This is a genomic window from Paenibacillus ottowii (assembly GCF_050516475.1).
GTDB classification, from domain to species: Bacteria; Bacillota; Bacilli; order Paenibacillales; family Paenibacillaceae; genus Paenibacillus; species Paenibacillus ottowii.
In genome coordinates this window covers 3,716,852-3,729,118 of record NZ_CP191577.1, presented here as the reverse complement: position 1 = coordinate 3,729,118, position 12,267 = coordinate 3,716,852, and the positions used below count along the sequence as shown (strand labels likewise).

11 protein-coding genes and 1 pseudogene are annotated in these 12,267 nt (G+C 44.9%); 11 read left to right on the top strand and 1 reads right to left on the bottom strand.

Annotation, left to right across the window (positions count from 1 at the left end; all coding sequences use genetic code 11):
• Nucleotides 1-45 precede the first annotated feature (45 nt).
• Nucleotides 46-474: an organic hydroperoxide resistance protein gene (locus ACQQ6X_RS17295; RefSeq protein ID WP_013309874.1), complete on the bottom strand. Its 429-nt coding sequence runs from the start codon at nucleotides 472-474 to the stop codon at nucleotides 46-48.
• 147 nt (nucleotides 475-621) lie between these two features.
• Between ACQQ6X_RS17295 and ACQQ6X_RS17290 the strand changes: the two genes are divergently transcribed.
• The 11 genes and pseudogenes from ACQQ6X_RS17290 (at nucleotide 622) to fliE (ending at nucleotide 12,232) form a co-directional block, all read left to right on the top strand.
• The gene (locus ACQQ6X_RS17290; RefSeq protein WP_149032757.1) at nucleotides 622-1,092 is read left to right on the top strand and encodes a MarR family winged helix-turn-helix transcriptional regulator; all 471 of its coding nucleotides are present in this window, start codon (nucleotides 622-624) and stop codon (nucleotides 1,090-1,092) included.
• 334 nt (nucleotides 1,093-1,426) lie between these two features.
• Entirely contained in the window at nucleotides 1,427-2,587 is a 1,161-nt protein-coding gene (gene sucC, locus ACQQ6X_RS17285) for an ADP-forming succinate--CoA ligase subunit beta (protein ID WP_305166327.1), read from the top strand.
• A 49-nt stretch (nucleotides 2,588-2,636) separates the two neighbouring features.
• Entirely contained in the window at nucleotides 2,637-3,566 is a 930-nt protein-coding gene (gene sucD / locus ACQQ6X_RS17280) for a succinate--CoA ligase subunit alpha (protein ID WP_063208974.1), read from the top strand.
• A 227-nt stretch (nucleotides 3,567-3,793) separates the two neighbouring features.
• Nucleotides 3,794-4,911: pseudogene (gene dprA / locus ACQQ6X_RS17275) on the top strand (DNA-processing protein DprA).
• A gap of 215 nt (nucleotides 4,912-5,126) precedes the next feature.
• Nucleotides 5,127-7,229 (top strand): type I DNA topoisomerase, encoded by a 2,103-nt coding sequence (gene topA / locus ACQQ6X_RS17270; protein ID WP_305166326.1) that lies wholly within the window; start codon nucleotides 5,127-5,129, stop codon nucleotides 7,227-7,229.
• A 28-nt stretch (nucleotides 7,230-7,257) separates the two neighbouring features.
• On the top strand, nucleotides 7,258-8,598 hold the full coding sequence (gene trmFO / locus ACQQ6X_RS17265; RefSeq protein WP_305166325.1) for an FADH(2)-oxidizing methylenetetrahydrofolate--tRNA-(uracil(54)-C(5))-methyltransferase TrmFO: 1,341 nt from the start codon (nucleotides 7,258-7,260) through the stop codon (nucleotides 8,596-8,598).
• 26 nt (nucleotides 8,599-8,624) lie between these two features.
• Nucleotides 8,625-9,167, top strand: coding sequence for an ATP-dependent protease subunit HslV (hslV, locus tag ACQQ6X_RS17260; protein WP_063208966.1), 543 nt, complete (start codon nucleotides 8,625-8,627; stop codon nucleotides 9,165-9,167).
• Nucleotides 9,168-9,203: 36 nt separating this feature from the next.
• On the top strand, nucleotides 9,204-10,604 hold the full coding sequence (gene hslU, locus ACQQ6X_RS17255) for an ATP-dependent protease ATPase subunit HslU (RefSeq protein ID WP_149032763.1): 1,401 nt from the start codon (nucleotides 9,204-9,206) through the stop codon (nucleotides 10,602-10,604).
• Nucleotides 10,605-11,011: 407 nt separating this feature from the next.
• Nucleotides 11,012-11,419, top strand: coding sequence for a flagellar basal body rod protein FlgB (gene flgB / locus ACQQ6X_RS17250; RefSeq protein WP_149032764.1), 408 nt, complete (start codon nucleotides 11,012-11,014; stop codon nucleotides 11,417-11,419).
• A 6-nt stretch (nucleotides 11,420-11,425) separates the two neighbouring features.
• Entirely contained in the window at nucleotides 11,426-11,878 is a 453-nt protein-coding gene (gene flgC / locus ACQQ6X_RS17245) for a flagellar basal body rod protein FlgC (protein WP_305166324.1), read from the top strand.
• A 39-nt stretch (nucleotides 11,879-11,917) separates the two neighbouring features.
• On the top strand, nucleotides 11,918-12,232 hold the full coding sequence (gene fliE, locus ACQQ6X_RS17240) for a flagellar hook-basal body complex protein FliE (RefSeq protein ID WP_007430020.1): 315 nt from the start codon (nucleotides 11,918-11,920) through the stop codon (nucleotides 12,230-12,232).
• Nucleotides 12,233-12,267 lie beyond the last annotated feature (35 nt).

The following is a 12,267-nucleotide window of genomic DNA, read 5'->3' as shown; positions in this document are numbered from 1 at the left end:
CAATACGGTTTAGGGGCTTCTCATGAAATTCATTCTAATGTTAAGTTACAAAACATTCAGTTTCACTTCAATATTACCGCGGGTAGCGCGGGAGTATGGACATTGCTCATGTGCGCCTTCCACCAGTTTTACCGCCGTTTCATGATCAACGCCTTTAACCAGCACGTCGAGGTTAACTCCGATACCGAAGCCGCCGTCTTCGACTTTGCCAAAATGAACGGTAGCTGTGACTTCTGTACCTTCATGTTTGACACGCTGCATGCGAGCAACCATATTTAGAGCACTGTCAAAGCAAGCAGAATAACCTGCTGCGAACAGTTGCTCTGGGTTTGTACCTGCACCGCCGGCGCCACCCATTTCTTTTGGAGTATCAATATCTAAACGAAGTTCAGGAGAAGAAGACTCGATATATCCGTTACGTCCGCCAACCGCTTTTACTGTTGTTTCATACATTTTTTGTTGAATGGTCATCATAATTAAATCACTGCCTCTCACTCATATTATATTTTACACAATTTAATTTAACAAAATAATTATCGGTTGTAAAGTATTTTAGGCAATTAGAATGTACTTTGTTATATAATATGCTAAAATAATGATGAAAGTAGGTGACTAGACAGCATGGAAAACAACTCTGATAAAGATGCAGCGTTGAAACTTGATAATCAGTTATGCTTTGCCATATATGCATGCTCCAGAGAGATTACAAAGTTGTACCAGCCCCATCTGGAAAAGCTTGGCGTAACGTACTCGCAGTATTTGGTGCTTATCGTGCTCTGGGAGCGTGAAGAATGTACAGTGAAGGAATTGGGTGAGGCGCTATATTTGGATTCCGGTACACTAACTCCCCTATTAAAGAGATTGCAGAATGCCGGGCTGATTGATCGAAAGAGATCTACTCAAGATGAGCGTAAGGTGTTGATTTCTTTGACGACAGAGGGGAGAGCGTTGCGAGATAAAGCCCTGCCTGTTCCAGGATGTATAAAGGAAAAAACAAGTATGACTCATGATCAATTTGGGTCACTTTTGCATCAGTTCAATGATCTGCTCGATCGTGTCCATCAAGCGAATGTACAAATTGAAAAATCATAGTGTGTACTTTCAGCTGCTCTTGCGAATTATCGCACGAAGTTGTTGTTCACTGAAAGAAAAAATTTGAAGTCTAATAAAATAAAGTGCCTCTCGTTGCGGATTAGGTAATCCCATTTTGCAGAGGTGCTTTTTTGTGTGAATTTGTATTAAAAATAAATACCCAGTAATATCCAAGTATTCGATTTTGGGAATGATAATGATATCAAAATACTGTAATTCATGAGGTTAAATTATAAGGAAAGCGTTTTAAAAACATGTTACAATGATGTAGGTTTAGTATAGATTTCCTTGTGAACCGCCCTTGTTGCAGTCATGTTGATAGGAGGATTCCAGAATGAATATCCATGAATATCAGGGTAAAGAAGTATTAAAGCAGTACGGAGTGGCTGTACCGAACGGTAAGGTTGCCTATACGGTGGAAGAAGCCGTTGCGGCGGCAGAATCGCTTGGAAGCGCTGTTACGGTCGTAAAAGCACAAATTCATGCGGGTGGACGCGGTAAAGCGGGTGGCGTAAAAGTGGCCAAAGGCTTGGATGAGGTGCGGACTTTTGCTTCAGAGATTTTGGGTAAGGGGCTAGTGACACATCAGACCGGACCTGAAGGTAAAGAGGTCAAACGCCTTTTGATTGAGGAAGGCTGTGATATTCGCAAAGAATATTACGTAGGCGTTGTCGTAGATCGTGCGACTGGACGTATCGTAATGATGGCCTCCGAAGAAGGCGGTACAGAAATCGAAGAAGTGGCTGCAGCTACTCCGGAGAAGATTTTTAAAGCAGTTGTTGATCCAGCAATTGGGCTGCAGGTGTATCAAGCTCGTAAGCTGGCGTATGAGATTAATATTCCCAATGAGCTGGTAAATAAAGCGGTCAAGTTTATGCTGGCGCTTTACGAAGCTTTTGTGGACAAGGACTGTTCAATTGCAGAAATTAATCCCCTAGTCGTTACGGGTGATGGGAATGTACTGGCGCTGGATGCCAAATTGAATTTTGATTCGAATGCGTTGTTCCGTCACAAGGATATTTTGGAACTGCGTGATTTGGATGAAGAGGATGAGAAGGAAATTGAGGCATCTAAATACGATTTAAGCTACATCGCTCTGGACGGCAATATTGGCTGTATGGTCAATGGTGCTGGGTTGGCGATGGCGACGATGGATATTATCAAATATTATGGTGGAGATCCGGCCAATTTCCTGGACGTTGGTGGCGGTGCAACGACGGAAAAGGTAACCGAAGCGTTCAAAATCATTTTGTCCGATCCGAAGGTAGAAGGTATCTTCGTCAACATTTTCGGCGGAATTATGCAGTGTGATATCATTGCGAACGGCGTCGTGGAGGCTGCCAAGCAGTTGGGGCTGACTCGCCCGCTGGTTGTCCGTCTTGAAGGAACGAATGTTGAGCTCGGCAAGCAGATTTTAGCGGAATCCGGTTTGAATATTGTGGCAGCTGATTCCATGGCGGATGGTGCCCAAAAAATCGTTGAACTTGTTCAATAGCTTGTTTGCATTCCGATATGCCGAATAAACGATAGGGGATGTGAAGATCGTGAGTATTTTGGTCGATAAGCATACAAAGGTGATTACACAGGGGATTACGGGAAAAACGGCGTTATTCCATGCCAAAGGTGCACTTGATTACGGTACACAGATGGTAGGTGGAACCTCTCCAGGTAAGGGAGGAACCGAGGTAGAAATTACACTGGAGAACGGACAACAGGTCAAGCTGCCAGTGTTTAACACAGTAAGCGAAGCCAAGGAAGCTACGGGCGCAACTGCTAGCGTCATTTATGTACCGCCAGCTTTCGCAGCGGATTCTATTTTGGAAGCTGTGGACGCGGAACTGGACCTCGTGATTTGTATCACAGAAGGGATTCCGGTTCTTGATATGATCAAGGTCAAACGTTTTATGGAAGGTAAAAAGACCGTTCTGATTGGCCCTAACTGTCCGGGTGTTATTACGCCAGGAGAGTGTAAAATTGGTATCATGCCAGGTTACATTCATCTCCCAGGTCATGTAGGCGTTGTGTCACGTAGTGGTACTTTGACCTATGAGGCAGTACATCAGCTAACCACTCGAGGTATCGGGCAATCTTCCGCGGTGGGTATTGGTGGTGACCCCGTTAAAGGCTCAGAATTCATTGATATTTTACATCGCTTCAATGAGGACCCCAATACTCATGCTGTCATTATGATTGGAGAAATCGGTGGCACAGCCGAGGAAGAGGCGGCCGAGTGGATCAGAGACAATATGACGAAGCCGGTCGTTGGCTTTATCGGGGGTGTGACTGCGCCTCCAGGCAAACGGATGGGGCATGCAGGAGCCATTATTTCTGGCGGAAAAGGGACGGCAAAAGAGAAGATTGCTACGCTTGAAGCATGTGGAATCAAGGTAGCACCTACTCCTTCCGAAATGGGCTCGACGCTGGTAAGTGTGTTGGAGGAACGTGGTATTTTGAATTTATGTACGACACATTAATTCGTGTTTCTTCATTAATATACATGCTGTAAAACAGCATCGAAATTTGCTGCAGGCTAGTGTATAATAAAGGAAAGGTAAGCAACCTTTTTATCTTCTGAAACAGGGGATGAAAAGGTTGCTTTTTTTGCGTTATGACAGGCTTATCAGGGAAACGCTTGCAAAATGATTCGTTGTGCCACAAAATAAGGAAGGGTTCACTCTTCCATGAATGGGGGAACCACAGTTTGGAAGAAAGATGGCTTTTATTAGGTCTACATGAGTTAGAGGGAATCGGAAGGAGAACAATTCAGCGTATTTGGTCGAGTGATTATCGATTGCATGAGCTACTGCATTTTAGCGAACGAAAGTGGATTGAGATAGGCTTAAGCCCTACTCAGGCACGCATTGCGGCACAGTGTTACGATGAAGAATGGGTACATGAACGATATCAGCGAATTCAATCCAGTGAGATTGACATGGTAACTTATGTGGACGAAGATTACCCCTTATTAATGAAGGAAACAGTTGACCCACCTTGGGTAATGTATACAAAAGGGGATAAATTACTTTTGCACACATGTTCTGTAGCTATGGTAGGAACTCGCGTTCCTACTGCGTATGGTCGTAGAGCAGCGGAGATACTAACTGAAGAATTGTGTAGTGCAGGGATAACAGTGGTTAGTGGATTGGCGAAAGGGATTGATAGTATTTGTCACGAAACGGCCCTGCGCCGGGGAGGCAACACGATTGGTGTACTTGGAACAGCGATTGATCAAATTTACCCTCCCCAAAATGCCTCTTTATTTACAGAGATGGTTAGTAAAGGTCTGATCGTATCGGAGTATCCTCCAGGTACGAAGTCCCATCCAGGGATGTTTCCACAACGTAATCGCATTATTGCCGGTTTGACGAAGGGGACGCTCGTCGTCGAAGCAGATGCTAGAAGTGGTTCCTTGATTACAGCTGATGCTGCTTTGGAGGCAAATCGAGATGTATTTGCTGTTCCTGGACCCATTACGTCACCGAAGAGTAAAGGCACGCTGAACTTAATTAAGCAAGGGGCCAAAACGGTCACCGAAGCTTCGGATATTATTGAGGAGTATGAAGCAGATTTGCGTTCAAGGCAGGTTTCTTCATACAATAGAGAACAGAGTCTTAATCTTAAGAAGGTCTCCAATACATCAGAAAGCGAGACTTCTGAGGAAAAACATGTGGTGCTATTGCTGGAACAAGGAACCATGACACTGGATGAACTGCTGAATGCTACGGCATGGGATTTTGGACTTTTACACGCAGTTCTGTTATCGTTAATCATAAAAAAAGGATCGCTCAGCTAGCGGGCACAAAATACAAGCTTATATAGTAGTTGTTTTTGCCAAGTCCTTAGTTAGTCATTGCGCAAAATTCAATTTTAAACATAGGTGGAGGGAAATATGGCGTTTGTCCGCATCGCGGATTCCTACTCCTTCCCCACTTCCTGAAATGTGTTGAATTTATAGCTCGTACTAACGAACTAAGCTCACCACATTTCAGGAAGACTATCATATTCATGTGTGTAATTGAGAGGAGGAAGAGCCTATGGCGGACTCACTCGTCATCGTGGAATCGCCTTCCAAGGCGAAGACGATCGGCAAATACTTAGGCAGCAAATATATCGTCAAGGCTTCCATGGGTCATATCAGGGATTTACCTAAGAGTCAGATTGGCGTAGAGGTCGAAAATGATTTTAATCCCAAATACATTACCATTCGAGGTAAAGGCTCAATTCTAAAAGAGTTAAAGGATGCCCGAAAAAAAGTAAAAAAAGTATATCTGGCGGCTGACCCGGATCGCGAAGGTGAGGCTATTGCTTGGCATCTGGCGCATGCGCTGGAACTGGACGATACGGCGGATTGTCGTGTTGTGTTTAATGAAATTACGAAGCAGGCTGTCAAAGATGCTTTTAAAACACCGCGCAAGATCAATATGGATTTGGTTAATGCCCAGCAGGCACGCCGGATATTGGATCGACTTGTCGGTTACAAAATTAGCCCGTTGCTCTGGAAAAAGGTGAAGAAGGGTCTGTCAGCTGGGCGTGTGCAGTCGGTTGCAGTGAAAATTATTCTAGACCGGGAAAACGAGATTAATGAGTTTGTACCGGAAGAATACTGGACGATCACAGCTAAGCTAGCCATTAAAGACAGCACCTTTGAAGCGAAATTCCATAAGCTGCGCGGCGAAAAGAAAGAGCTTTCCAGCGAAGCGGATGTACAAGAAGTGCTGGAAGCTATCGGAAAATCGTCTTACAAAGTGCGCGATGTGAAAGAGAAGGAGCGTTTACGCAATCCGTCTCCTCCATTCACAACAAGTTCCTTGCAGCAAGAGGCGGCTCGAAAGCTCAACTTCCGGGCATCTAAAACGATGTCGGTAGCACAGCAGCTGTATGAGGGTGTGGATTTAGGTAAAGAAGGGACTGTGGGTCTGATCACTTATATGCGTACGGATTCCACACGGGTCGCCACTTCGGCTCAAGAGGAAGCGAAAGAGGTCATCATTCAAAAATATGGCGAAGATTTTGTACCTGAAAGTCCTCGTCAGTATTCAAAAAAAGCGGCCAATGCTCAGGATGCGCATGAAGCGATTCGTCCAACCTCCGCCTTGCGTGATCCGGAAACCGTTAAGCCATTTATGAGTAGAGACCAGTTCCGGTTGTACAAACTGATATGGGAACGTTTTATGGCGAGTCAGATGGCTTCCGCTATTATGGATACTATGTCCGTAGATATTGAAGCAGGCGAGACGATATTCCGGGCAGCTGGTTCGAAGGTTCGCTTTCCAGGCTTCATGAAAGTGTATGTGGAGGGGAATGACGACGGTAAAACCGAAGAAGATAAGCTGTTGCCGCCACTTCAACCAGGCGATAAGCTGAAAAAGGAAGCGGTTGAACCCAAGCAGCATTTTACACAACCGCCTCCTCGCTATACGGAAGCACGTCTGGTAAAGACACTGGAGGAATTGGGTATAGGACGTCCGAGTACGTATGCACCGACTCTGGAAACCATTCAAAAGCGTGGATACGTTGCTATTGAGGAGAAGAAATTCTTCCCTACAGAGCTGGGAGAGTTGGTCATCGAGCAGATGGAGGAATTTTTTCCAGAGATTCTAAATGTAGAATTTACAGCCAATATGGAAGATGATCTTGACCACGTCGAAGAGGGCGAAGGTGATTGGGTTAAGGTGTTGAGTGACTTTTACGAGTCATTCGAGAAGCGTCTGGAAGTGGCTGAGGAAGAAATGAAAGAAATTGAAATCAAGGATGAAGTATCCGACGTTATCTGTGATAAGTGTGGTAGTCCAATGGTGTATAAGCTGGGCCGTTTTGGTAAATTCCTTGCTTGTTCTGCCTTCCCGGATTGCCGCAACACTAAGCCAATTGTCAAGGATATCGGGATGAATTGTCCTACATGCGGTGAGGGACATGTCGTCGAACGACGAAGTAAAAAAGGACGTGTCTTTTACGGATGTGACCGCTATCCGGAATGTGATTTTGTATCCTGGGATAAACCGTCCATCAAGCCTTGTCCAAGTTGCAGTGGCCTAATGGTCGAGAAACGTACTAAACAGGGAACGAAGCTCAACTGTACCGTTTGCGATCACAGTGAAATGCTGGAAGAGAGCGATGAGAGTGTGGAGACTTCTTAAGAACAAAGATAGCAGGGGGATTTAAAAAGTGAGTGAACTACAAAAGGTAACGGTCATCGGAGCAGGTTTGGCGGGTAGCGAAGCTGCCTGGCAAATTGCAAGCCGTGGAGTGCCAGTTAAGTTATATGAAATGAGACCGGTTGTAAAAACACCCGCACATCATACAGATAAATTTGCCGAATTAGTATGTAGTAATTCCTTACGAGCGAACGGTCTGACAAATGCAGTAGGCGTACTGAAGGAAGAGATGAGAATGCTAAACTCTTTGGTTCTGAGTGCGGCAGATCGTCATGCTGTTCCGGCGGGTGGAGCATTGGCAGTGGATCGTGATGGATTTTCCGGTCATATTACAGATACGCTTCATCAACATCCTTTGATCGAGGTCGTTAATGAAGAACTGCAGGAACTCCCGCAGGATGGTATCGTGGTCGTTGCAACGGGACCCTTAACTTCTCCAGCTTTGTCAGAACAGATCAAAACGCTGATGGGAGAGGAGTATTTTTATTTCTACGACGCGGCTGCTCCGATTGTAGAAAAGGACTCCATCGATATGAGCAAGGTTTATCTGGCTTCCCGTTATGATAAAGGAGAAGCAGCTTACTTGAATTGTCCGATGAGCGAAGCAGAATTTGATGCTTTTTATGAGGCTTTGATTACTGCTGAGGTGGCACAAGTCAAGGAGTTCGAAAAAGAAATTTACTTTGAAGGATGTATGCCGATCGAAGTGATGATGCAGCGTGGGAAACAAACGGCATTGTTCGGACCGATGAAACCTGTAGGTCTGGTAAATCCGCATACAGGAGAACTACCCTATGCAGTTGTTCAGCTTCGACAAGACAATGCTGCAGGTACGCTGTACAATCTGGTGGGTTTCCAGACTCACCTCAAATGGGGAGAGCAAAAGCGTGTGTTTTCAATGATTCCGGGTCTCGAAGAGGCAGAGTTTGTACGTTACGGCGTGATGCATCGCAATACCTTTATTAATTCTCCACAGCAGCTTCATCCAACTTATCAGTTCAAGGGAAGAAGTAATCTGTTCTTTGCCGGACAAATGACTGGTGTAGAGGGTTATGTAGAGTCTGCGGCTTCGGGACTGCTGGCTGGTATAAATGCGGCACGAGCAGCACGTGATCAGGAAATGTTTGTGTTTCCTGCGGAAACGACACTAGGTAGTATGGCACGATATATTACAACTGCTGATTTCAAACATTTCCAACCGATGAATGCAAACTTTGGTCTGCTTCCAAAGCTGGAGATACGCATCCGTAACAAAAAGGAAAAGAATGAAGCTCTTGCTAATCGTGCGTTGGAAAGTTTGCGTGCTTATATCAACCAAACGGGAGTTATGTCAGCAGAAGTACAGGCATAAGGATGAAGGAAAAGGAGGAGCGCGTTATGGATATGTCCTTTCATGCTACCACCATCTGTGCTGTACGCCATAATGGCAAAGGAGCTATTGCGGGTGATGGGCAGGTAACGTTCGGCAACAGTGTTGTGATGAAGCAGACGGCTAAAAAAGTACGTAGATTGTATCGTGGTCAGGTCGTGGCGGGATTTGCGGGTTCAGTGGCTGATGCTATCACATTGTTTGAAAAGTTTGAAAATAAGCTGGAGGAACATCATGGCAATCTTCAACGGGCTGCTGTAGAACTCGCCAAAGACTGGCGGCAGGATCGTGTCTTACGCAAGCTGGAAGCGCTGATGATTGTGATGGATACAACCGGGATGCTGCTCATTTCTGGAGGCGGAGAAATTATTGAACCAGACGATGATGTGCTGGCCATTGGCTCAGGTGGTAATTTTGCATTGGCAGCTGCCCGTGCTTTCAAACGTCATGGCGATGGTATGGAAGCAAAGGACATGGCACGGGAAGCGTTAGAGGTTGCTTCAGAAATATGTGTGTATACAAACAGTCAGATTATCGTGGAAGAATTGTAAGTCGGCTCTGAGTATTCAAGGGTGGAGGAATGCAAAATGAATAATCAATCGTTGACGCCCAGACAAGTGGTATCCGAGCTGGATAAGTATATTGTCGGACAAAAGGAAGCTAAAAAATCTGTGGCTGTTGCCTTACGCAACCGTTATCGTCGTAGTAAGCTACCGGATGATATTCGGGACGAAATTGTGCCTAAAAATATTTTGATGATCGGACCGACAGGTGTGGGTAAAACTGAAATTGCCCGCAGACTTGCGCGGCTTGTAGGGGCTCCTTTTGTCAAGGTGGAGGCGACCAAATTTACAGAAGTGGGTTACGTCGGTCGTGATGTGGAATCCATGGTGCGTGATCTGATGGAAACCTCTATCCGTATCGTCAAGTCGGAACGAACAGAGAATGTGAAAGACAAAGCGGAGGATATGGCCAATGAACGGATTGTCAATATCCTTGTACCTGCAGAAAAGTCGAATAAATCACAACGCAATCCCTTTGAAATGCTGTTTGGCAATAACACAGGCCCTTCGGTAGAAGAAGAACCAACACAACACGACGGAACCCTGGCAGAGAAGCGACGTAAGGTTAAATTTGATCTGTTGTCCGGTAAGCTTGAAGATGATGTTATAGAGATTGATGTGGAGGATACCGCACCCAATATGCTCGATATGTTTGCCGGGCAAGGGAATGAACAAATGGGTATGAATATGCAGGAGATGTTCGGAAGTTTTCTGCCCAAGCGGACGAAGAAGCGCAAGCTACCCATCAAGGAGGCTCGCAAGGTACTGATTCAAGATGAAGCAGCCAAGTTGATCGATATGGATGATGTGATTCAGGAGTCTGTAAAGCGTGCTGAGCAATCCGGTATTATTTTTATTGATGAAATAGATAAGATTGCCAGTCAAGGCAAGGGAAGTGGGCCAGATGTGTCGAGAGAAGGAGTCCAGCGCGATATTTTACCTATTGTCGAGGGCTCTACCATTATGACTAAATACGGCCCAGTAAGAACAGACTACATTCTGTTTATTGCTGCAGGGGCTTTTCATGTAGCTAAACCATCAGATCTGATCCCTGAGCTTCAAGGCCGTTTCCCAATCCGGGTGGAACTAAGTAGTTTGACCTTGGATGAATTTGTGTCGATATTGACGGAGCCTAAAAATGCGCTGACCAAGCAATACACCGAATTGCTCCGTACCGAGGAAATAGAAGTCGAATTTTCTGCGGAAGCGATCCGTGAGATTGCTAGTATAGCCGAGTCTGTTAACCGCAACACCGAAAATATTGGCGCCCGGCGTTTGCATACCATCTTAGAGAAGCTGCTGGAGGACCTGTCATTTGAGGCCCCGGAGCTTACATTGGACCGTATGATCATTACACCGGAGTATGTGCGTGAGAAGCTGGGAGATATTGCCCAAAACAGGGACCTTAGTCAGTATATTTTATGAACTGAGTGTCTAAAAATAGGGTGTGAGGTCCAGAATAACACTATCTTGCACCGTCATTTAGTCCTAGACGCAGGTTAAGTTGATGATTTTTCTGTCTATTCCAAAAGTAGGACGTATAATCTTTTACAGGTGTAAAGTGCTAAGAAAACATTCATTTCCTTGAAAAAAACCTGAAAAATTTAACAATTTATGCATCTAAAGCCCTCTTTTTTAAAAAAGATAGGGCTTTTTTCTTATTGTAATTAGGTCCCAACTCTACGAAACTTAGAATATATGACAGAAAGTTAAGATTTTCTACTTAAGACCTAAAAGAAATGTATAATTATGAAATTTTATTGTCGAAAAAAAGTGAAAAATCTTGTTTTATTGAATCTTACTTTGTAGTAGACGCTGGAGGGAGGAGCTAAATGAATCTGCTGGGTGATCTAAGCTTTCAAAAGCTTCAAGCAGGTGTACAAGCGGCCAATACGAGACAACGTGTGATGGCTGATAATATTTCCAATGCGGACACTCCGTATTTTAAGCGTTCGGAGGTTTCATTTGAAGAACTGCTTCAGCAGCAAATGGACGGTGATGTCACACCACTGCGTGGAAAGGTAACCAATTCAAGACATTTTCAAATAGGACCTATGAACTCCATTCCTGATGCCACGGTCATCAAAGATGGGTACTCAGTCATGAATAACAACATGAATAACGTAGATATAGACAGAGAAATGAGTCTTATGGCTGAAAATCAACTAAGATATAATACCTACATCCAAGAAATTAATGATCGAATCAAAATGATGAGAACAGCGGTAGAAGGGAGATAGGACCAGGTGAAGATCAACAACGGTTTTGATATAAGTGCGTCTGCTCTTACGGCCCAACGGTTGCGGATGGACGTTATATCGAGCAACATCGCCAACGCAGAGACAACTCGGGCGAAGGTGGAGAACGGACAAGCAATTCCATATCGAAGAAAAACGGTTGTTCTGGAGCCGAACCAATCTGGCTTTGCCGATGTTTTGAAGGCTCAAATGGAAGGAAGCAGTACAAGCGCTGCTGGCGTTAAGATTGCTCAAATTCAGGAAGATCAGTCACCTTTGAAGCCAGTGTACAATCCGGGTCACCCGGACGCTGATAAAGATGGCTATGTATATATGCCTAATGTAGACATTATGAAAGAAATGGTCGACATGATTTCCGCAACACGCTCATACGAAGCCAATGTAACAGCCCTGAATGCTTCAAAGGCGATGGTTTCCAAAGCGCTTGAAATTGGTCGCTAAGTTTTAGGACTACCAACTACTTAATAGGGAGAGTAAAACATGATTCAGAACGCCATGTTTAATGTACAGACACCGGTAATACAGCAGATTCAATCGCCTAACAATGAGTTGACGAAAGCGACGCCTTCCGAATCCTTGAAGGATTTTGGCTCCTTCCTAAAGGATGCTCTCAATGAAGTAGGGCAGCAGGAAGCCGCTACACACCAGATGTCCGACCAATTCATGGCAGGCAAAGTTGATGTGGATCAGGTCATGATCACTTCACAACAAGCGCTGCTTTCCCTGCAGCTTACTACACAGGTCCGAAACAAAGCGATCGAAGCCTATCAGGAGATCATGCGTACACAGATGTAAAGTGGGGGTTTAGCAAAGTTTCGGATGGGGTGACG

Coding starts and splice junctions, on each gene's coding strand:
- fliE (WP_007430020.1), top strand. CDS start 11,918: ATGATTCAGAACGCCATGTTTAATGTACAGACACCGGTAATACAGCAG.
- topA (WP_305166326.1), top strand. CDS start 5,127: ATGGCGGACTCACTCGTCATCGTGGAATCGCCTTCCAAGGCGAAGACG.
- hslV (WP_063208966.1), top strand. CDS start 8,625: ATGGATATGTCCTTTCATGCTACCACCATCTGTGCTGTACGCCATAAT.
- hslU (WP_149032763.1), top strand. CDS start 9,204: ATGAATAATCAATCGTTGACGCCCAGACAAGTGGTATCCGAGCTGGAT.
- ACQQ6X_RS17290 (WP_149032757.1), top strand. CDS start 622: ATGGAAAACAACTCTGATAAAGATGCAGCGTTGAAACTTGATAATCAG.
- flgB (WP_149032764.1), top strand. CDS start 11,012: ATGAATCTGCTGGGTGATCTAAGCTTTCAAAAGCTTCAAGCAGGTGTA.
- ACQQ6X_RS17295 (WP_013309874.1), bottom strand. CDS start 474: ATGATGACCATTCAACAAAAAATGTATGAAACAACAGTAAAAGCGGTT.
- sucC (WP_305166327.1), top strand. CDS start 1,427: ATGAATATCCATGAATATCAGGGTAAAGAAGTATTAAAGCAGTACGGA.